The organism is Granulicatella sp. (assembly GCF_057274575.1).
The window spans coordinates 41,154-63,080 of record NZ_DBHISP010000005.1 but is presented as its reverse complement, the minus strand read 5'-3'; the positions used below and the strand labels follow the sequence as shown (position 1 = coordinate 63,080).

At 38.0% G+C, this 21,927-nt stretch carries 22 protein-coding genes; 20 read left to right on the top strand and 2 right to left on the bottom strand.

The features are described 5' to 3' along the window. Positions 1–232: 232 nt before the first annotated feature. Both yidC and ACO5V7_RS03955 read right to left on the bottom strand, forming a co-directional pair. Entirely contained in the window at positions 233–1,162 is a 930-nt protein-coding gene (gene yidC, locus ACO5V7_RS03960) for a membrane protein insertase YidC (RefSeq protein WP_485485138.1), read from the bottom strand. 68 nt (positions 1,163–1,230) lie between these two features. Continuing rightward, on the bottom strand, positions 1,231–1,503 hold the full coding sequence (locus ACO5V7_RS03955; protein ID WP_485485137.1) for an acylphosphatase: 273 nt from the start codon (positions 1,501–1,503) through the stop codon (positions 1,231–1,233). Between the two features lie 98 nt (positions 1,504–1,601). Here ACO5V7_RS03955 and ACO5V7_RS03950 point away from each other — a divergent pair, with 98 nt between their 5' ends. The 20 genes from ACO5V7_RS03950 to accA all read left to right on the top strand — a co-directional run bounded on the left by ACO5V7_RS03950 (position 1,602) and on the right by accA (position 21,846). Beyond that, positions 1,602–1,916 carry a DUF1033 family protein gene (locus tag ACO5V7_RS03950; protein WP_485485136.1) on the top strand — a complete coding sequence of 105 codons (315 nt, stop codon included), beginning with the start codon at positions 1,602–1,604 and terminating at the stop codon, positions 1,914–1,916. Beyond that, positions 1,909–4,353, top strand: a complete 2,445-nt coding sequence (locus ACO5V7_RS03945; protein WP_485485135.1) for a DNA translocase FtsK — start codon at positions 1,909–1,911, stop codon at positions 4,351–4,353. The genes ACO5V7_RS03950 and ACO5V7_RS03945 overlap by 8 nt, the downstream gene beginning before the upstream one ends. Before the next feature lie 124 nt (positions 4,354–4,477). After that, on the top strand, positions 4,478–5,536 hold the full coding sequence (locus ACO5V7_RS03940) for a BMP family lipoprotein (RefSeq protein ID WP_485485174.1): 1,059 nt from the start codon (positions 4,478–4,480) through the stop codon (positions 5,534–5,536). A gap of 100 nt (positions 5,537–5,636) precedes the next feature. Next, positions 5,637–7,187 (top strand): ABC transporter ATP-binding protein, encoded by a 1,551-nt coding sequence (locus ACO5V7_RS03935; RefSeq protein ID WP_485485134.1) that lies wholly within the window; start codon positions 5,637–5,639, stop codon positions 7,185–7,187. Between the two features lies 1 nt (position 7,188). After that, entirely contained in the window at positions 7,189–8,247 is a 1,059-nt protein-coding gene (locus tag ACO5V7_RS03930) for an ABC transporter permease (protein ID WP_485485133.1), read from the top strand. 6 nt (positions 8,248–8,253) lie between these two features. Then, a complete protein-coding gene (locus ACO5V7_RS03925) occupies positions 8,254–9,213 on the top strand; it encodes an ABC transporter permease (protein ID WP_298729481.1) in 960 nt (319 codons plus the stop codon). Positions 9,214–9,282: 69 nt separating this feature from the next. Beyond that, on the top strand, positions 9,283–10,371 hold the full coding sequence (locus tag ACO5V7_RS03920; protein WP_298729480.1) for an ABC transporter substrate-binding protein: 1,089 nt from the start codon (positions 9,283–9,285) through the stop codon (positions 10,369–10,371). A 1-nt stretch (position 10,372) separates the two neighbouring features. Next, entirely contained in the window at positions 10,373–11,959 is a 1,587-nt protein-coding gene (locus ACO5V7_RS03915; RefSeq protein WP_485485132.1) for an amidohydrolase, read from the top strand. A gap of 256 nt (positions 11,960–12,215) precedes the next feature. Next, the gene (locus tag ACO5V7_RS03910) at positions 12,216–12,677 is read left to right on the top strand and encodes a MarR family winged helix-turn-helix transcriptional regulator (protein ID WP_070436654.1); all 462 of its coding nucleotides are present in this window, start codon (positions 12,216–12,218) and stop codon (positions 12,675–12,677) included. Between the two features lie 17 nt (positions 12,678–12,694). Further along, positions 12,695–13,633 carry a beta-ketoacyl-ACP synthase III gene (locus ACO5V7_RS03905; protein ID WP_298729478.1) on the top strand — a complete coding sequence of 313 codons (939 nt, stop codon included), beginning with the start codon at positions 12,695–12,697 and terminating at the stop codon, positions 13,631–13,633. A gap of 26 nt (positions 13,634–13,659) precedes the next feature. Then, positions 13,660–13,890, top strand: coding sequence for an acyl carrier protein (locus ACO5V7_RS03900; RefSeq protein WP_049554630.1), 231 nt, complete (start codon positions 13,660–13,662; stop codon positions 13,888–13,890). 22 nt (positions 13,891–13,912) lie between these two features. Next, a complete protein-coding gene (gene fabK, locus ACO5V7_RS03895) occupies positions 13,913–14,866 on the top strand; it encodes an enoyl-[acyl-carrier-protein] reductase FabK (protein ID WP_039848752.1) in 954 nt (317 codons plus the stop codon). 82 nt (positions 14,867–14,948) lie between these two features. Beyond that, complete coding sequence (fabD, locus tag ACO5V7_RS03890) at positions 14,949–15,902, top strand: ACP S-malonyltransferase (RefSeq protein WP_485485131.1); 954 nt, start codon at positions 14,949–14,951, stop codon at positions 15,900–15,902. A gap of 4 nt (positions 15,903–15,906) precedes the next feature. Beyond that, entirely contained in the window at positions 15,907–16,638 is a 732-nt protein-coding gene (gene fabG / locus ACO5V7_RS03885; protein ID WP_485485130.1) for a 3-oxoacyl-[acyl-carrier-protein] reductase, read from the top strand. Between the two features lie 20 nt (positions 16,639–16,658). After that, the gene (gene fabF, locus ACO5V7_RS03880) at positions 16,659–17,894 is read left to right on the top strand and encodes a beta-ketoacyl-ACP synthase II (RefSeq protein WP_485485129.1); all 1,236 of its coding nucleotides are present in this window, start codon (positions 16,659–16,661) and stop codon (positions 17,892–17,894) included. Positions 17,895–17,897: 3 nt separating this feature from the next. Continuing rightward, on the top strand, positions 17,898–18,365 hold the full coding sequence (gene accB / locus ACO5V7_RS03875) for an acetyl-CoA carboxylase biotin carboxyl carrier protein (RefSeq protein ID WP_070444069.1): 468 nt from the start codon (positions 17,898–17,900) through the stop codon (positions 18,363–18,365). A 24-nt stretch (positions 18,366–18,389) separates the two neighbouring features. Beyond that, entirely contained in the window at positions 18,390–18,821 is a 432-nt protein-coding gene (fabZ, locus tag ACO5V7_RS03870) for a 3-hydroxyacyl-ACP dehydratase FabZ (RefSeq protein ID WP_049554624.1), read from the top strand. 4 nt (positions 18,822–18,825) lie between these two features. After that, a complete protein-coding gene (locus ACO5V7_RS03865; RefSeq protein WP_485485128.1) occupies positions 18,826–20,196 on the top strand; it encodes an acetyl-CoA carboxylase biotin carboxylase subunit in 1,371 nt (456 codons plus the stop codon). 25 nt (positions 20,197–20,221) lie between these two features. Next, complete coding sequence (gene accD, locus ACO5V7_RS03860; RefSeq protein ID WP_485485127.1) at positions 20,222–21,082, top strand: acetyl-CoA carboxylase, carboxyltransferase subunit beta; 861 nt, start codon at positions 20,222–20,224, stop codon at positions 21,080–21,082. Next, positions 21,079–21,846 (top strand): acetyl-CoA carboxylase carboxyl transferase subunit alpha, encoded by a 768-nt coding sequence (gene accA, locus ACO5V7_RS03855; protein ID WP_485485126.1) that lies wholly within the window; start codon positions 21,079–21,081, stop codon positions 21,844–21,846. Before accD ends, accA begins: the two co-directional genes overlap by 4 nt. The last annotated feature ends 81 nt before the right edge of the window (positions 21,847–21,927 follow it).

Sequence of the window (21,927 nt, the reverse complement as noted above, 5' to 3'; positions counted from 1 at the left end):
ATAGCGAAAGAGAATCGCTATGTCTTTTTTTTGCGAGTGTAACATTTTTGTTACGTAACATAATTGTTACATCCTAAGTTGGAAAAGTTCAGTTGTATCAAAAATGATACATATCATTTTTGATACAAAAGCAGTCGAAAAATATGAGGTGTGTCATTTGTGATACGGTTCATGCTTGAACCATCTTGCATGAAAAAAGACCTTTGAGAAATTTCTCAAGGGTCTTTAATCGTTATTTTCGTTGTTGTTTTCCAGCGTTTCTTCCACCTGGTTTATTTTGGCGCTTTGCAAAAGTTTCTTGTTGCGTTGCATTTTGTACTGGTTTGCTTGATGTTTTACGCTCTGGTAAAACTACATTATCATGATTTAACTCTTCGTCAATTTGAGCTTTAATTTTTGGACGTAAGTATGTGTTTTGAATCCAAGATTGTAAGATTTGAATTAAAGCGGAAGCGAAGAAGTAAATACCAACCCCTGCTGGTGATTGGAAAGTCATCATAAACATCATTACTGGTAAAATATAGTTCATAGAACGACTTTGTTTCTTTGTTTCTTCATCCATTCCCATTTGACTTACGAGAGATTGAATGTAGTATAGAGCAGCGGTAGCAATTGCTAGTGGAACAAATTCTTTTCCAAGGGCAATTCCCATGAAGTCACTGCTTGAAATCTCGTTAGATAGCAAGATTGCATTATATAATCCGCTCCAAATTGGTAGTGTAATTAAGAGTGGAAGACATCCAGAACCAAGTCCGCCCATTAAAGAGACGTTATTTAGTTTGTATAACTCCATTTGTTCTTGTTGAATTTCTAGTTTTTCTTGAGGAGTCGCTGCTTGTTCTGCACGAGCAGTAATTTCTGCAATATATGGTTTCAAAACTGCCATCTTTTCTTGTTGGACAAGCATTGATTTCATTTGATGGAATTGTGTTGGCATTAATACCACACGGACTAGAACTGAAACGATAACAATCGCAATTGCGTAGTTCCCATTAAACATAGAAGCAATTTGATTTAATAACCATTGTGTTGGGACGACTAGATACTCATAGAGCCATCCAACGGGTTGATGATCTGCATTATATTGCACGGTACATCCCGCTAATAGTAGTGGAAGAACAGTTGCAACGAAAAGCAGTTGAGTCTTTTTAGTAAGTTTCATAATCACTTTCCTTTTCATTTAATAACATGACTTATTTTACACGGGTTTCGTTGAAATAGCAATGTTCTTTATATAATTTCAAATTTTGTAAAAAGAGGTGCATCCAACAAGGAGCATTCTTCGTATCGGTCGACGCGTCCGTATGGAGAAGTGGATGCTTTTACACGTTCGATAAAGCGACTGACAGCGTTTGGCTCGCCTTGAGCTACGGCTAAGACAGAACCATCCATTTTATTTTGGACCGTTCCAGTAATATCTAGTTGAATAGCGAGTTGCTGTGTGAAGAAACGGAAGCCAACACCTTGAACTCGTCCCCAGACGCGAATTTGTCGAGTAATCATAGAAATACCTCCTTAAATGATGATTCATTTGTCATCTCTATGAAACAAGATTACCATGATTTCCTAAAATTTGGTATACTAAGATACGAGGTGAAAACATGTTTAAAGTGATTGAAACAGCTGGTCATGATGAACCATGGTGGTTTTTTGAAGACTGGGAAAAGATGATTGTTTCGACAGAAGAATTTGATGAGATTGAAGAGGCTCTTTGTGCCTATCAGGCTCTCTATCAAAAATTTGAAAAAAGCTATCCAGAAAAACGTGAGAAAGGATCTTGTTCTGTTGCATTCTGGAATTGTAACGAAACAGATTATTGTGTTCCTTGTGAATGTGATATTCAAATTTTCCATGGCATTATGATTGTTGATGACAAAAATCAATTAGTAGACTTGAAAGGAGAAGAACGTGGCTAAACAAACAAAGAAAAAAACGTCGAGAAGTAAAAATTCTCAAAACGCAAATCCCTTACTATCTATAGAAGCGTTAGCGGTATTTTTGATTGTCTATTGTCTATTAGCTATATTTCAACTAGGATTCTTGGGCAAATTTTTTGCAAACGTCATTCGTTTCTTTATAGGAGATTTATTTGTGTTCGGAGGAGTTTGTGGAATTCTTGCCGGATTTGGAATGCTCTTTAGAGGACGAATGCCTAAAATTATTTGGAGATGGACTGTGGCAGCAGTTTGCTCAAGTATTGCCTTACTCCTATTTGTCTCGGTAATGACCTATAGTAGTTTTACGAGTTCGGGATCTCCTTTATTTCAAGAGATGATGAACCGATTTATGGTTGATTTTACATCCAATACGATTTCTCAAAATCTTGGGGGAGGCTTCATTGGAACACTTCTATATGCAGGAACTTATTTCCTTGTATCTCAATGGGGAACTTATTTATTAGTATTCTTACTTCTAGTGTGCAGTGCCTTACTTATTTTTGATATTCATTTAAGTGATGTTATGAATTTTGTTCGAACTCACGTATCGAATCTTTCTCAAAAAATTGCTGAGAAAAAAGCAGAAAAAGAAGCCAAACAAAAAGCACTTGAAGAAGAGGATTTATTTACTCCAAATTCAGAAATCCATCCGGGTGATTCTTTACCAGTAGAAGAACCAAATAAGGAAGAACGAAAAGAACATTCCTTATTAAACCGAATGAAAAATGTATTCTTTGACGATTATGAAGATGAATCAATGGTAGAAGGAGAGATGGAATTTAATGAACCTGTATATGGTGAACCGGTAGTCACTCAAAGTCCAGTTTCTCCGGTAACACCAGTAGCTTCAAGTCCATCGCCAATCGCTTCAAAACATCAAGAAAACTCTATCCAAGAGGAAGTAGAATTTGAGGATGATGGGGAAGATATTGGAGACTTAGCAATGGGTAGTGAGGAAAATGATGAAGATTATCAATTACCTCCAGTGACCCTACTGAATCCTGTTCAACAATCGGATCAATCAAACGAACGGACGATTGTGGAACGCAACATGCGTATTTTAGAAAGAACGTTTGCTAGTTTCGGGGTGGATGCTAAAGTTATGCCGAATCCAATGCTAGGACCAGCCGTTACAAAATACGAAATTCAACCAGCAATCGGTGTGAAGGTAAGTAAGATTGTAAACTTGAGTGATGATATTGCACTCGCACTTGCTGCTAAAGATATTCGTATCGAAGCGCCAATCCCAGGGAAGCCTTATGTAGGGATTGAAGTTCCAAATAGCCAAACAAGTTTTGTATCCTTTAGCGATGTCATTCAATCAGCGATTCAATCTCCAAAACCTTTAGATGTACCATTAGGAAGAGATATCTCTGGGAATGTTCGCCTTTGTGATATTACTAAAATGCCACATATGTTAATTGCTGGTTCAACAGGTTCTGGTAAATCCGTATGTATTAATGGCATTATCACAAGTATTTTAATGAAGGCAAAGCCACATGAAGTGAAACTGATGATGATTGATCCAAAGATGGTAGAGTTGAATGTGTATAATGGCATTCCACATCTATTAACTCCGGTTGTAACGAATCCTCGTAAAGCAGCTCAAGCTTTACAAAAAGTAGTAGCTGAGATGGAAAAACGTTACGAATTATTCGCTTCAATGGGAATGCGTAATATCGATGGGTATAACGCTCATGTCGAACAATATAACCGCGAAACAGGCGAAAATAATCCAACACTTCCTTATATCGTCGTGATTGTAGATGAATTGGCGGACTTAATGATGGTTGCAAGTAATGAAGTAGAAGATGCGATTATTCGTCTTGCGCAAATGGCCCGTGCTGCCGGAATTCATATGATTCTTGCAACACAACGTCCATCTGTTGACGTTATTACAGGGATTATTAAAGCTAATGTTCCTTCTCGTATTGCCTTTGCGGTATCTAGCGGTACAGACTCTCGTACGATTATCGATGCCAATGGTGCTGAGAAACTTCTAGGTCGTGGGGATATGCTTTATATGCCAATGGGTGAAAATAAACCAATTCGTGTACAAGGTGCATTCTTAACGGATGAAGAAGTAGAACGTATCGTTGATTTCGTGAAGAATCAGCAAGAAGTTGAATATGACGAAGCGATGATGCCTTCAGAAAATACATCTACTGGCAGTGGTAGTGAACCAGAAGACGAATTATTCTACGAAGTCATCGAATTATTAAAAGAACAAGAAACAATTAGTACCTCATATTTACAAAGACGATTCCGTATCGGATTCAACCGTGCAGCGCGTATGATTGATGAATTAGAAGCGCGTGGCTATGTTGGACCTGCAGATGGAAGCAAAGGAAGAAAAGTAAATGTTCATGTTTTCAGTGAAAACGATGCTTCCGAAATGACTGAAACAAACACTTAGAAATGTAAAACACGAACATTTCTCTATAAAATCACCTCCAATAGAAAGATTTATCTTGATTTTCATTTTATTTATGATAGAATGACTGTAGTAAATCATTTATTGGAGGTTTTTTATTGTGAAAATTAAGAAGAGTTTTGCTTTATTCGCTTTATCTATTGGTGCAAGTGCTGTATTAGCAGCATGTGGTGGTTCTTCTACTAACTCATCTTCATCATCGACCGCTTCAAATTCAGGATCAAATGATACTTTTAAAGCTGTAATGGTTTCAGATACTGGTGGAGTTGATGACAAATCTTTCAACCAAGGTGCTTGGGAAGGTCTGTTAGAATGGGGTAAAAACAATGGTGGTAAGACAAAAGGCAATGGCGTAGATTACATTCTTTCGAAGTCAGAATCTGATTACACAACTAACCTCAATACTGCAGTGTTAAATGATTATAATATTATTTTTGCAATTGGATTTAAATTACAAAAGGCTGTTGAAGAAGCTGCAAAAGCAAATCCAGAAGCACACTTTGCGATTATCGATAGTGTTGTAGAACAACCAAACGTAGCTTCCATTAACTATAGAGACAACGAAGCTGCGTTCCTAGCTGGAGTTGCTGCTGGTTTAACAACAAAAACAAATAAAGTAGCTTTCATCGGTGGAATGCACGGACCAGCTCTTGACAAATTCGAAGCGGGATTCAAAGCAGGTGTTAAGGCTGTAAACCCAAATGCAACTGTTGAAATTCAATATGCTGAATCTTTCTCTGATGCAGCAAAAGCTAAATCTTTAGCAGAAGCTATGTATGCTTCTGGTTTTGACGTAATCTATGCGGCAGCTGGTGGTGCTGGTTTAGGTGTGTTTGCAGCAGCTAAATCTATTGTAGAAACAAATCCAGATCGTAAAATTTGGGTAATTGGAGTAGACCAAGACCAACAAGCAGAAGGTAAAATCAATGATTCTCGTAATGTAACATTAACTTCAACTTTAAAAGGTGTTAAACAAGCATTAATGAAATTTACGGATGATGCTGCTAAAGGAAACTATCATGGTGGAGAACAAGTGGTATACGGATTATCAGATGGTGGTGTTGGGTTAACAGATGGTCAATTAACAGAAGAGGTTAAGGCAAAAGTTGCTGAGTACAAGAAAGCAATTATCGACGGAAAACAAGAAGTTCCTGCGAAACCTTAATAAAATCAAACGATTAAAATGAGAGGAGTAGGAGTTGAAGAGAATGAATGTTTCTTCACTCCTACTTTTTTATACATAGATCATTTATGAGGTGAGAAAAGTGGTACAAGATACATTTGTGATTGAAATGAAAGGAATCACGAAGAAGTTTGGGGATTTTGTTGCGAATAACCAAATTGATTTAACGTTAAAGAAAGGTGAAATCCATGCGTTGTTAGGAGAAAATGGGGCAGGAAAATCTACTTTAATGAATATTCTTTCTGGTTTATTAGAACCAACAGAGGGAGAAATTAAAGTCAATGGTGTTCCAACGAAAATTGATTCACCAAATACTGCGAACCGTTTAAAAATTGGGATGGTTCACCAACACTTTATGCTTGTTAAGAAATTTTCAGTTATTGAGAATATTATTCTGGGGAAAGAACAAACTAAATTTGGATTTATCAATAAAAATGTTGTTAAGGAAGAAATTCTAACGTTGTCTAAAAAGTATCACTTGGCAGTGGATCCAGATGCTAAAATAGAAGACATCTCTGTTGGGATGGAACAAAGAGTAGAGATACTTAAAACTCTTTATCGTGGAGCAGATATTTTAATCTTCGATGAACCAACAGCTGTATTAACGCCACAAGAAATTGAAGAATTGATTTTAATCATGAAGCAATTAACAAAAGAAGGGAAATCGATTTTCTTAATTACTCATAAAATTAAAGAGATTCAAGCTGTGGCTGATCGTTGTACGGTTATTCGACGTGGAAATGTCATTGGGACCGTAGAAATGGGAACTGTTTCAAATCAGGAACTAGCAGATATGATGGTTGGTCGTTCAGTTTCCTTTAAAACGGAAAAAGAAGCATCAAAGCCAACGACCAATGCACTGGTAATTAAAAATTTAGTTGTAAAGGATAGTCGTGGAATTAATGCGGTAAATGGTCTGGATTTAACAGTTCGCCATGGTGAAGTAGTTGGTATTGCTGGGGTGGATGGAAATGGTCAAACAGAATTCATTCAAGCTCTTGCAGGTTTAAGAAAAATTGAAGAGGGTTTAATTGAATTAAACGGAAAAGATTTAACACATCTGCCAACAAGACAAAGAACTGAAACGGGGCTGGGTCATATTCCAGAAGACCGTCATAAACATGGGCTTGTATTGCAAATGGGCTTAGATGAGAACATTGGAATTCAAACTTATTATAAAGAGCCTCTCTCAAAAAATGGATTTCTCAATAAAAAAGCATTTGTCGATTTAGCAGAACGATTAATTGAAGAATTTGATGTTCGTACACCAAGTCCTACTATTTCGGCTGGGTCCCTTTCAGGAGGAAATCAGCAAAAAGCGATTATTGCTCGTGAAATTGAGCGTGATCCAAGTCTATTAATTGCAGCACAACCAACTAGAGGATTGGATGTTGGCGCGATTGAATATATCCATAAACGCCTTATTGAACAAAGAAATAAAGGGAAAGCAGTTTTGCTAATGAGCTTTGAACTAGATGAAATTTTAAACGTGGCGGACCGAATTGCCGTTATGTATGAAGGCAGAATTGTGGATGTGTTAGACACTAAGGAAACAAATGAAACAGAATTAGGATTATTAATGGCTGGTTCTACAAGAGAACAAGTAAGAGCCATGAAACAGGAGGAGTTATAAAATGAAAGGTACGAGTTATAAAAAAGTGATTATTCCTGTCCTTTCAGTTGTTTTAGGGCTATTAGTGGGAGCCATTATTATGGCAGTATTTGGATTTGATCCCGTTAAAGGATATTCAGCTCTTTTAAAAGGTTCTCTTGGAAAACCATTTTATATTGGTGAAACTTTAAGACAAGCTACACCACTCATTCTTGTTGCATTAGGTTTTGCATTTGCGAGTTATGCAGGGTTCTTTAATATCGGGGTTGCTGGTCAAGCATTGATGGGGTGGTTTGCTTCTGTTACAACAGGACTTCTTTTCCCAGATTTACCTAAAATCGTATTACTTCCTTTATGTATTCTTGTAGGGATGGTTGCAGGTGCTGTATGGGCAGGGATTGCGGGTTATTTAAAAGCTTACTTCAATACGAGTGAAGTTATCGTGACGATTATGTTGAATTATACGGCATTGCATATTGTGAATTATGTGATCCGTGAAGTTCTAACAGAAAAAGCAGAAATTACTGCATCCGTTCCAGAAGCCGCTAGCTTAAAAATGTCTTTCTTATATCAATTAACGAGCAAATCTACCTTACATGGTGGAATCTTCATTGCAATAGCTGCTGTGTTTGTTGTCTGGCTTTTAATGAATAAGACAACGACCGGATTTGAATTGAAAACAGTAGGGCTAAATAAACACGCGGCCGAGTATTCCGGTATGAGCGCAAAGAAAACCATTATTCTAGCGATGCTAATCTCTGGTGGTCTTGCAGGTCTTGGAGGAGTTATGGAAGGGTTAGGAACTTTCCAACATGCTTTTGCTTCTGAAAGCTTACCAAGTATTGGATGGGATGGAATGGCGGTAGCGCTACTAGGTCTAAGTAATCCATTTGGAATCTTATTCTCTTCATTAGTATTTGCAATTTTACGGATTGGTGGAATTTCTATGCCGCTACTTGCAAAAATTCCAACGGAGGTTGTTTCAATTATAGTTGCCTTTATTATTTTCTTCGTTGGGGCGAACTATTTAATGCAAGTGATTGTCGATAAATTTCCAAGTTTTGGGAAAAGAAAGGGGTAAATAGATATGGATTTAGTCACACTATTACAAGTAATTGTCGGAAATATGCTTATCTATTCAACGCCTCTTATTTTAACTGGACTTGGTGGTGTATTTTCTGAAAGAAGTGGGATTGTTAATATTGGTCTTGAAGGAACGATGGTTATAGGTGCTTTTGCATCTGCAGTTTTCAACCTAGCATTTGCACCACAATTGGGCGCATGGACACCTTGGGTAGCGCTCCTTGTTGCGGCACTTGCTGGAGCATGCTATTCGGTGATTCACGCTGTAGCTACTGTTTACTTACGTGCAGATCATATTATTTCAGGAACGGTGTTAAACTTACTTGCACCCGCTTTAACCGTATTTTTATGCAGACTTTTGTATAACGAACTCGGACAAACGGAGATTATTACGAACTACTTTGGGAAGACGACAATCCCAGTTCTTAGTTCGATTCCTATCATCGGTCAAATCTTCTTTACAGACACTTTCCTTTTAGCATATTTAGCAATTGGGTTAGCCTTTATTTGTTCGATGATTTTAAATAAAACAAAATTTGGATTACGTCTACGTTCGGTTGGGGAACATCCTCAAGCAGCTGATACATTAGGAATTAATGTTTATCATATGCGTTTTGCAGGAGTATTAATCTCAGGGTTCTTAGCAGGGATTGGAGGAGCTATTGTTGCTCAATCGATTACACTGAACTTCTCTGCGACAACCATTGCGGGTCAAGGGTTTATTGCAATGGCAGCGATGATCTTTGGTAAATGGAATTCTGTGAGTGTGATGTTATCCGCTTTACTCTTTGGTCTTGCTCAAAGTTTAGGGGTTATCGGAAACTACATTCCAGTTATTAAAGATATTCCTTCAGTAGGCTTGACGATTGCTCCATATTTGATTACTATTATTGTATTGGTAGGATTCATTGGTAAATCTGAAGGGCCAGCTGCGAACGGAAAAAACTACGTTAAATCAAAATAATAATGAAACTGCTTTTAATTTGGAGTTGAATCTTGTTAAAAGCAGTTTTTTAATGAGAAGGGGTTATAAATGAAAAGACTAGTCACTTTAATGATTGCTATCCTTGCAATGGTAGCTATTTTATTTGGAGTAAAAAATATTATTCAAAACAAAGAGGCAAAAGAAGAATTGAGTTCTTCTTCAGAACAACAACAATTGTTCCTATTTAACTGGGGGAATTATATCGACCCAGAATTAATCAAAGAATTTGAAGCAGAAACTGGAATTCAAGTGGTATATGAAACATTTGATTCCAATGATGCGATGGAAGCTAAATTGAAACAAGGTGGAACTAGATACGATCTAGTTTTTCCAAGTGAATCAAGTATTACCAAATTAGTAAATCAAAATTTACTTCAAAAATTAGACCATTCAAAGATTAAAGGACTAGAAAATATTTCTTCTTTCTTATTAAATAGTCCCGTTGATCAAGGAAATCAATACACGATTCCTTATTTCTGGGGAACGGTTGGGATTATGGTGAATACGAAGTACATCGATCCCGAAAGTATCCAATCATGGGGAGATTTATGGAAAGAAGAGTTTAAAAACAAACTTCTTGTATTGGATGGAAATCGTGAAGCATTAGGGATGGCTCTCCAATCCTTGGGCTATTCATTAAATTCAAAGGATGAAACTGAATTAAAAGCAGCTGAGGAAAAATTAAAACAATTAAAACCAAATGTTCGCGCAGTTCTCAATGAAGAAATTAAAACCATGATGAAACTTGAAGAAGCTCCGATTGGGATGGGTTATTCAGGAGATGCAGCTGCAGTAGCTGAAGAGAATAAAAACGTCCAATATATTTTACCAAAAGATGGAAGTGCTGTTTGGACAGATAATTTTGCAATTGCCCACACAGCAGTGAATATTGAAGGGGCATATGCCTTTATTAACTTTATGTTACGTCCAGAAAATGCTGCTAAAAATGCTGAATTTGTTGGGTACGCAACTCCAAATGAAAAAGCCAAAGAGTTGATGGCCCCAGAAGTAACTTCAGATGAGACGTTCTATCCGTCAGAAGAAGTTATCCAATCTTTGGAACATTATGAGTTCTTAGGAAATGAATGGATAACAAAATACAATGAAGCCTTTTTAGATTTCAAGATGGAGTTATAGTATGCACTATTATTTAAAAAGTAAGAATATCTTTATTGGCGATACAAATGAAGCAGTACCTGCGACTTTAGAAATCAAAGATGGCGTGATTGTGAACCGATTGGATTACAATACTACTCTAGTAGGGGAAGTTATCGATGTAGGGGATCAATTAGTGACTCCAGGTTTTATAGATGCGCATGTTCATTTATATTTGTCTGCCTTAATCCATTTAGGGAAAATGAAAGCTGTGGGGGGAGCCTCTATTGATGAAGTGGTCACACAAGCGGAATCCATTCCTGAATATAATGGTTGGAAGATTGGAATTGGTTGGTATGCAAGTGATTTTGGACAGCAAATTTTGCCAACGAAAGAAGACCTTGATAAAGCTTCAAAGACAATTCCTATTTGTTTAATTGCAGGGGATGCTCATACGATTTGGTTTAATTCAAAGGCGCTAGAAATACTCGAATTAACACCAGAAGCTATTCCACAAATCATTGGTGGAGAAGCAGTTTTAAGAAACGGCAAGCTTACAGGAGTATTTCTTGAAGCAAAAGCCATCTATTATTTATCAAAAGTATTATCTGTTTATAAAAACGATGAAGAACAGGCATTAAAGAATTATATGTCATACTTAAACCAAATGGGTGTGACGGCAGTTGGGGACGTAGCCTTAACGGGGGAGAGTCCTGATGATATTGTATATCCTGAGCTTTACGCAAAAGTGGAAAAAGAGGCCACAGTACGTGTAAGCTTCTTCCCAGCGATGCGCGAGGCAGTAGAACAAAACCGTGAACTGTACAAAAAATACCGTTCCAAAATGCTTCAAATGGGTGGTGTAAAGCAATTTTATGATGGAGTGACAAGTTCGCATACCGCTTATTTAAAAGAACCGTATCCGATGCCATTTTTTGAAGGAGACGTCGGTGGGCCACTCTTAACAGAAGAAAAGATGGAACGCCTAACGCTTCTTGCCAATAAAGAAGGATGGCCTATGAGAATTCATACGGTAGGCGATAAAGCCATTGCTTTAACGCTTCAAAATTTTAAAAAGGCACAAGAAGAAACTCCATTTGACGCACCATATAAGTTCAATACGATTGAGCATTTAGAAGTGATGGATCCTATAGACCTTCCATTAACGGCTCAATCTTCCCTCATTGTTTCTGTTCAACCAAGTCATTTATTAGTCGGATATGAAACTTTAGATGAAGAAGTTGGAGCAGAGCGAGCGCGTCATATGTTCCCTTTCAAATCCTTCTTAGAAGAAGGTGCGACGCTTGGTTTTGGGACGGATACGCCAGTGGTATTAAATGTGACTCCTTTTGAAACTATGTTTAATGCAGTAGCCCGTCAAACTAAAAAACAGATACCGAAACCATGTTTAATGCCAGAACAACGTATTTCTATTGTTGAAGCATTAAAGGCGCATACCAGTGGTGCCGCTAAAGCATTAAGTCGATTAGATATCGGAACGTTGGAAGTAGGCAATTTGGCCGATTTTGTCGTTTTAGATAGAAATATTGTTGCAAGACATCCACAAGACTTATTAAAAGTGGAAGTAGTAGCAACCTATGTAAACGGAAAATGTGTTTTCAAAAAGTAGTTCATAAGCTAGATAGAGCCTTCTATCTAGCTTTTTTCATATATTTGCAGCTGAATAGTTTTCTTTCAAAATTGTTGTTTTTATGAAAATGAAAAAATTAAAATCCCTTTGTTATCATAATGTAAGCACTAATAAATTTGAAGATAGTTTGAATTTCAAAATAAATTACAAAAAAATAGTTTGACAGTCAAAGTAAAAAATAATATACTTTGAACATCAAATGATTTGATATTCAAACAAAAGGAGAAAATCTTTTATGGAACCAACTCTAGAGACCATAAACGGGTACTTGGTGGACGTCTTTAACCAAATGCTCGACATTGAAGAATCTTCGCTGGCGCAAAGCCAATTTAATGATTTATCCATTAAAGAGATGCATGCCATTGAAGCGATTGGAATGTATAGCGAACATACGACAACGGAAGTCGCTAATAAATTGAATGTTACTGTTGGGACGCTAACAGTTGCAGTAAATGCATTAGTCAAAAAAGGCTACGTGGTTCGTTTGAAGAGCGAAGCCGATCGAAGAATTGTAATTTTAGGTCTGACCAAGAAAGGTCGCTTACTTTATCGTCTTCATCGTAAATTTCATGAAAAATTAGTTTTAAAAACAATTGAAGGAATGAACGCTGAAGAAATGGCAGTTCTTGTGAAGGGACTTCATAATTTATATGATTTCTTACACGAGGCTGTACTAGCAAATCAAGAAGGGAAGTAGACATTGTGGGGGTTCAAGTGATAGCGACAAGTTCCTATCTCCCAACGTCCGTGATCACAAATGATGACTGGGCGAAACGAGTAGATACTTCTGATGAATGGATCGTAAAGAGAACAGGAATCAAAACCCGATATTGGGCAAAAGAACAGACAACAAGTGATTTAGCGACAATAGCCGCAAAACGCTTAGTTGAAAAGAGTCAGATTAATCCTGAATCTATTGAATTTATCATTGTAGCAACGATGACACCTGATGCAGCAAGTCCTTCTTGCGCGTCTCTTGTACAAGGAGCTATCGGAGCAACGAATGCTTTTGCATTCGATGTGAGTGCAGCTTGTAGTGGTTTTGTATATGCATTGTCTACTGGACTAAAGATGTTAGAACACGGACAAAGAAAATACGGAATCGTTATCGGAGCAGAAACGATGCTTAGTTCACTCGATTGGGACGATCGATCGACAGCAATTCTCTTTGGAGATGGTGCTGGAGCTGTTCTTTTACAAAAAGATGAAGAGCCATTTTTTTTGGCGGAAACATTACAAAATGATGGACAGAAATCTGAGGCATTAGTCGCTGGAAAAAGAATGACAAATCAAACAGTTTCAACCATGACAATGGATGGTCGAGGCGTTTATGAATTAGTCAGCAAAACTGTTCCAGTCAATATCCAAGATACTTTACAAAAGTCTGGATATACTGCTGACGATATTGATTTGTACTTGTTACATCAAGCAAATCGTCGTTTAGTCGAACAAGTGGCTAAAAAATTAAAACAACCGATCGAAAAATTCCCAATGAATATCGATCATGTTGGAAACACTTCGGCTGCAAGTATTCCGATTTTATTTAATGAACTCGTAGAAAATGGAACATTAAAAATCGGAGAACATAAAAAAATTCTTCTATCAGGTTTTGGCGGTGGCCTTGCCTGGGGAAGCATCACAATCACATTATAATTTTTAAAATATTGGAGGAAAACACAATGACATTTGAAAAAATTCAAGCAATTATCGTAGATCAATTAGGTAAAGAGGAAGAAGAAGTACAATTAACTACTCGTCTTAAAGATGAATTAGACGCAGATAGCTTAGATTTATTCCAAATCATCAACGATATCGAAGATGAATTCGATGTGAAAATCGATACTGAAGAAGGTCTAGAAACGGTTCAAGACTTAGTGAACTACGTGGATAAACAATTAGCTGAAAAATAATCACAAAAAAGGATGGTAACACATGAAATCAAGAATCTGCGAAATGATTGGAATTGAATATCCGATTATCCAAGGAGGAATGGCATGGGTTGCAAATCCTGCGCTTGCAAGTGCTGTGTCTAATGCTGGCGGTCTAGGAATCGTTGCATGCGGACATGCTCCTGGCGAAGTCGTTAAAGGATTTATTGAAGAAATGAATCGTTTAACAGATAAACCTTATGGTGTAAATATTATGCTATTAAGTCCATTTGTTGATGAAGTAGTGGATGTTGTCTGTCAGGCTGGCGTTAAAGTGGTTTGTACTGGTGCTGGTAGTCCTGGCAAATACATGGCGAAGTTTAAAGAAGCTGGTATCACAGTTATTCCAGTAGTTGCTTCGGTTGCTTTAGCAAAAAGAATGGAAAAAGAAGGAGCAGACGCTATTGTAGTAGAAGGAATGGAAGCTGGTGGACACATTGGTAAGTCCACAACTATGGCTCTATTACCTCAAGTAGTAGATGCAGTGAGTGTACCAGTGATTGGTGCAGGTGGTATCGGAGATGGTCGTGGAATGGCAGCTGCTTTAATGTTAGGTGCTGATGCGGTTCAACTAGGAACAAGATTTTTGGTTTCTACTGAGTGTACTGCACATGACAACTTTAAAGCTTCTGTTTTAAAGGCGAAAGATATCGATACTGTTATTACTGGACAAATTACAGGTCACCCAGTTCGAGTTTTACGTAATAAATTAACGAAGATTTATCTTCAAGCGGAAAAAGAGGAAACTAGTAAAGAAAATCCGGATTTTGAACGTTTAGAAGAGATCGGACGTGGTGCTTTACGTAGAATCGTAGTGGAAGGAGATACTCAAATGGGATCAATGATGGCTGGACAAATTGCTGGTTTAATCTCAAAAGAACAAAGCTGTTCAGAGATTATTCAAGAATTGATGGCCGAATCTCATGAAGTCATCCAGAAAGAACTTGCACGTTTTTAATTAAATGAAAAAAGGGAATGGTGAAATATGCTTATTTAGCATATTTCCACCATTTTTTTTACAGCGCAATAGGAGGAAACTCATGAAAATCGCATTTTTATTCCCGGGTCAAGGAAGTCAAAAAGCACAAATGGGCTTAGAAATTGCTGAGCACTTCGAGGTGGCTAAAGCTGTTTTTGAAGAAGCAAGTAACATTCTACCCTATCGTGTGACGGACATTATTTCAGAAGAGCCTGCTACACGTATCAACCAAACTGAATATACGCAACCGTTGTTATTAACGGTTTCTCATGCGTTAACAAGCGTCTTAGAACAAGAAGGAATCACACCGGATGTGACGGCTGGTTTATCTCTTGGTGAATATTCAGCGCTTGTGGAAGCAGGAGTCCTTGATTTTAAGGATGTTTTAAAATTAGTCGCTAAACGCGGTCAATATATGCAAGAAGCGGTTGTGGAAGGTGAAGGGAAAATGGTAGCCGTTTTAGGCCTTGAAGACAATGTCATTGAAGACATTTGCCGTGAAGTTTCTACTCCTGAATCCCTTGTTGTTCCGTCAAACTACAACACACCAGGGCAATTAGTGATTGGTGGTCATGCAGATGCAGTTGATATTGCAAGCGAAAAATGTTTAGAAGCTGGCGCTAAAAGAGCTGTGCCACTAGTAGTATCTGGCCCTTTCCATACACCATTAATGAAAGAAGCGAAAGTTCGTTTTGCTCCTGAGATGGAAGTGGCAGAGTTACACGAAAGTAAATGCCCTGTATTAAGCAATACGCTTGGCACACCACATGAAGGCGTACCTTCAAAAGACGTTCTCTGTGATCAAATTACGAATGCCGTAAAATGGAAACAAAATGTAGAGTGGATGCTTCAAGATGGCGTAGAGGTCTTTATTGAAGTAGGTCCTGGAAAAACATTGACGCAAATGGTGAAACAAATTGCTAAAGCAAAAGGTGCTTCTGTTCAATTATTCCAAACAGATAGCCTTAAAGCAATGTCAGAAACCATTGAAAAAGTAAAGGAACTGAAAGGATAACGAAATGAAATTTAAAGATAAAACAGTTGTTGTAACAGGTAGCCGTCGTGGGATTGGTCTTGGAATCGCATTAGAATTTGCCAAACTTGGTGCTAATGTTGTTTTAAACGGTACTCGTGAAATTGATGTAGAAACACTTGCTCAATTTGATGCTTATCCTGGTGAAGTGATGACATTTGTTGGAGACGTTTCGAAATTCGACGTAGCTGAAAGCTTTATTAACGAAGTAAAAGAGCGTTTTGGACGCATCGACGTGTTAGTCAATAACGCTGGAATTACGCGTGATGGTTTATTAATGCGTATAAGTGAATCTGATTTTGACGATGTAATGAACATCAACTTAAAAGGATACTTCAATATGATTCGTTTTGCGACTCCAGTTTTCGTAAAACAAAAATCAGGAAGTATTATTAACATTACAAGTATCGTTGGGGTTACTGGAAATGCAGGTCAAGCAAACTATGCTGCAAGTAAAGCCGGAATCATTGGTTTAACAAAATCTGTTGCTAAAGAAATTGGTTCTCGTGGGATTACAGTAAATGCTATTGCTCCTGGATACATCGATACAGATATGACACAAGCATTACCTGAAAAGATTCGTAATGAGTGGGAAAAACAAATCCCAGTACGTCGTTTTGGTACAGTAGAAGACATTGCTGAAGCATGTGTGTTCTTAGCGGAAACAAAATACGTTACAGGACAAGTGTTAAACGTTAACGGCGGATTATACATGTAATCTCTTAAAGGAGGAAAACAATGAATCGAGTAGTAATTACAGGAATGGGAGCCATCACTCCTTTAGGAAATGATGTAGCTAGCTTCTGGGAAGGCCTTAAAGAAGGCAAGAACGGAATTGCTCCAATTACAAAATTTGATAAAAAAGATTTAGATGTTTATGTGGCTGCTGAAGTGAAAGACTTCGATGCTACAAAATACATGGATCGTAAAGAAGCAAAACGAATGGATTTATTCTGTCAATACGGACTTGCAGCAGCAATGCAAGCGGTAGAAGATAGTGGGATTACTCCAGAAAATACAGACTACAACCGTTTTGGTGTTATGGTGGGTTCTGGTATCGGTGGGTTAACCGTAATGGAAAGCCAAATCATCAAAATGCATGACAAAGGTCCAACTCGTGTAGCTCCATTATTTGTTCCAATGGCTATCGGTAATATGGTCGCAGGGAACATCTCAATGAAGATTGGTGCACGTGGTGTATGTACGTCATTAGTAACTGCTTGTGCAACAGGAACTCATGCCATCGGGGAAGCGTTCCGTAACATTAAACATGGTTACTCCGATGTTATTTTAGCCGGTGGTGCGGAAGGTTCTATTTGTGAAATCGGAATTGCAGGTTTTGCGGCTTTAACAGCTCTTTCAAGCAGCGAAAATCCAAATGCAGCTTCATTGCCATTTGACAAAAAGCGTGGCGGATTTGTAATGGGTGAAGGAGCAGGGGTTCTTGTTCTTGAAAGCCTAGAACACGCACAAAAACGTGGTGCTAAAATTTATGCAGAAGTCGTTGGATATGGTGCAACAGGAGATGCTTATCATATGACAGCTCCAAATCCTGACGGAAGCGGTGCTGGTAAAGCCATCTTACAAGCCATCGAGGAAGCAGGAGTAACTCCAAGCGAAGTGGACTATGTGAATGCTCACGGAACAGGTACTCCAGCAAACGATTCTGCTGAAACAACTTCAATTTGTTATGCATTAAAAGAAGCAGCGGATAAGGTTCATGTGTCTAGTACAAAATCAATGACTGGTCACTTATTAGGAGCTGCAGGAGCAATTGAAGCAATTGCTTGTGTGAAAGCTGTTGAGGAAGATTTTATTCCACCAACGATTAATGTTACAGAGCAAGATGAAGCTTGTGATTTAGATGTAACTCCAAATGTTGGTATCGCAACGAAAGTAGAAGTAGCGATCAGTAATTCACTTGGTTTCGGAGGACATAATGCCGTTATCTGTGTGAAGAAATGGAAGGATTAATACATGAATGTAGAAGAAATTAAAGAACTAATGGCTTTGTTCAATGAATCAAACATGACGGAGTTTCATTTATCAAACGAAGAGTTCGAAGTGCAATTTAGTAAACGTGAGGAATACCCTCAAGTCGTTTCTAATGCTGTTGCACCTGTTGCAAATGTGGCTAGTCCAGTGGAAGCAGCACCAGTGAGTGTCTCTTCTTCTGCTGAAACTCAAGAAGCACCACAAGTCGCAACCGACGCCAAATACATTACAAGTCCAATCGTTGGGGTGGTTTACTTACAATCTTCACCAGATGCAGATCCATTTGTACAAGTGGGTAAACAAATCACTTCAAACGACACTGTATGTATTGTCGAAGCAATGAAAATCATGAATGAAATTAAGAGCGACTTCAACGGTGAAGTGGTGGAAGTCCTTGTAGAAAACGGCCAAATGGTTGATTTTGGACAAAAATTATTTGCGATTCGCTAAACCCAATTTTAGGAGGAAATAAAGATGAACATTATGACAGTAACTGACGTAGCTGAGTTAATTCCTAACCGTTACCCAATTTTATATATTGACCGTGTTGATGAATTAGTACCAGGTGAACACGTTGTGGCACGTAAAAACGTGACATTTAACGAAAGCTTTTTCCAAGGACATTTCCCTGGTGAACCTGTAATGCCTGGTGTGTTAATCGTTGAAGCATTAGCACAAGCTGGATCAATTCCATTATTAAAATTAGATTCTTTTAAAGGAAAAACTGCTTACTTAGGCGGATTAAACAATGTTAAATTCCGTCAAAAAGTAACTCCAGGAGATGTGTTAACACTTCAAGTGGATATCGTAAAATTAAAAGAATATGCTGGAATCGGTAAAGGCGTTGCTTATGTCGATGGTAAGAAAGTTGCAGAAGCTGAATTAACCTTTATTATTGGACGTTAAGCCTATGTTTAATAGAGTACTAATCGCAAATCGTGGAGAGATTGCTTGCCGCATTATTCGAGCTTGTCGTGAGTTAGGGATTGAATCGGTAGCAGTCTATTCCCAAGCGGATAAAGAAGCTCTTCATGTACAATTAGCAGACCACGCTGTCTGTATTGGCCCAGCTGCTTCAAAAGATTCTTACTTAAACGTAGAAAATATTTTAAGTGCGGCTGTGACTACTGGCGCACAAGCAATCCATCCAGGATTTGGATTTTTATCTGAAAATGCGAAATTTGCTAAAATGTGTGCCGAATGTCAAATAACTTTCATCGGACCTTCTAGTGAAGTTATTTCTCAAATGGGAGATAAAGCAGAAGCACGTAAACAGATGATTGCTGCAAATGTTCCAGTTATACCAGGAAGCGATGATGTAGTGCCAACTATAGAAGAAGGAATTGAACTGGCTAAGCGAATTGGATTCCCTCTGTTAATCAAAGCTGTCGCAGGTGGTGGAGGAAAAGGAATCCGTCGTGTGGAGTCTGTTGAAGAATTTGAACATCAATTTGTCACAGCTCGACAAGAAGCCTTACAAGCCTTTGGAAATTCAGATGTGTACATGGAAAGAATCATTTATCCTGCAAAACATATTGAAATACAAATCCTAGCGGATCAACATGGAAATGTAGTCCATCTTGGAGAGCGTGATTGCTCACTTCAAAGAAAAAATCAAAAAATCATTGAAGAAGCTCCAAGCCCTTCTCTTTCTTCTCAACTTAGAAGAGATATGGGAGAGGCAGCTGTCAGAGCTGCTAAGGCAGTAGGGTATCAAAATGCAGGGACCATCGAGTTTCTTGTAGATGAGGACAAACACTTCTATTTCATGGAAATGAATACCCGAATTCAAGTGGAACATCCTATTACAGAAATGATTACGAATGTGGATTTAGTCCAACAGCAAATCAAAATTGCTTCTGGAGAAGAGCTTCCATTTACACAAGAAGATATTACTTTTCAAGGACATGCCATTGAGTGTCGTTTAAATGCTGAAAATCCATTTGAAGGGTTCCGTCCTTCTCCAGGGAAGGTAACGTTCCTTCATCAACCTGTTGGTGGAATGGGCGTTCGTATTGAATCTGCTCTATACACTGGCTATCAAATTCCACCTTTCTATGATTCGATGTTAACGAAGTTGATTGCACATGGCAAGACACGTGAAGAAGCGATTCTAAGAATGAAACGCATGTTATTTGAATTAGTAGTAGAAGGTGTAGATACCAACCAGGAATTTGTGGAAGATTTACTAGATTCTTCAGCATTCAAACGCGGTGATTATACAACCGCTTATGTTGAATCGGAATTTTTGAAACATTGGAATCAGCCTAAAGAGAATTAGAATGATTTAGTAAAGGAGTGATTAGATGGGTCTGTTTAAAAGACGATCGTATATCACCATCAATCGTATAAAAGTAGACTTGTCTGAGCAGTCTGAGTTACCTACTGTACCAGATGGAAAATGGATTAAATGTCCTGGTTGTGGTAAGACCGTCTACAAAGAAGATTTAGGAGCGCTTAAAGTTTGTCCAAATTGTGATGGACATTTTAGAATTAGTGCTGCAGAACGTTTAGCAATTACAGTTGACAGATTCGAAGAACTTTTTGAAGATGAAAAACCAAAAGTGAATGTGGCCTTCCCAGGGTACGAAGCGAAATTAGAAAAAGCAGCAAAGGTTGCTAAAGAAAATGAAGCTGTTACTGTTGGGATTGCTACCATCGGAGAAGAGAGCTTCATTTGCTGTGTCATGAATTCATTTTTCATGATGGGTTCAATGGGACAAGTTGTCGGTGAAAAAATCACCAAGGCTTTTCAGGAAGGAATCAAACGCCAATTGCCAGTAGTTATTTTTACTGCTTCTGGGGGAGCTCGAATGCAAGAAGGAATTTTTTCTCTGATGCAAATGGCTAAAATTTCTGGGGCGGTTGAAGAACATCACCAAGCAGGATTATTTTATTTAACCGTATTAACGGATCCGACAACTGGTGGTGTAACAGCAAGCTTCGCGATGCAAGGAGACATTATACTTGCTGAACCTAAAGCCATCGTTGGATTTGCAGGGAAGAGAGTTATTGAACAAACAATGAATCAACAACTTCCTGATGATTTCCAAACTGCAGAAACCGTGGTAGAGCAAGGGTTTATTGATTCAGTTGTTCATCGTAAAAAAATAAAAAAAACGATTCATAAACTTCTTGTACTTCATAGAAAGGAGTCAAATGCATGAAACCAATGAAAATTGTGTCGTTGGCCCGTGATGTGAAACGTCCAACGACAAAAGAATGGATTAAAGCTGTATTTGACGATTTCATTGAATTATATGGAGATCGTTATTATGCCGATGATAAGGCTTTAGTAGGTGGGATTGCTACTTTAAATGGAACTCCTGTTACCGTTATTGGAATGGAAAAAGGACATACTCTTCAAGAAAATCTTAAAACGAATTTTGGTCAAGTGCATCCTGAAGGGTATAGGAAAAGTGCACGATTGATGAAACAAGCTGAAAAATTTAATCGACCAGTTGTTACCTTTATCAATACTGCGGGTGCTTTCTGTGGGGCTACTGCGGAGGAACGTGGAATTGGAGAGGCCATTGCGGATAATCTCCGTATTATGAGTCATCTCAAAGTTCCTATTATCGCCATCCTTTGTGGAGAAGGTGGAAGTGGTGGAGCCTTAGGATTAGCAGTCGCTAATGAAGTTTGGATGATGGAGTACGCAATGTATTCTATTCTTTCCCCTGAAGGATTTGCATCTATTTTGTGGAAAGATGGATCAAAAGCTGCTCAAGCTGCTGAACTCATGAAATTTACTTGTCATGATTTATTAGAACAAAAAATCGTTGACCGAGTGATTTTTGAGAAGAAAAAATCTAATGAACAAATTGCATCAGAATTACGTGAGCAATTAAAAGTGCAATTAGATTTTTGGATGAAGAAATCGAAAGAGGAGATTGTATCTCGTCGATTAGAACGATTTAATCAGTATTAAAAATGAGTAAAATCAAGGAGCCTGACTTTGTTGTTAGGCTCTTTTTTGTTATACTAAAGTTACCATTTTCATTGGAGGGAT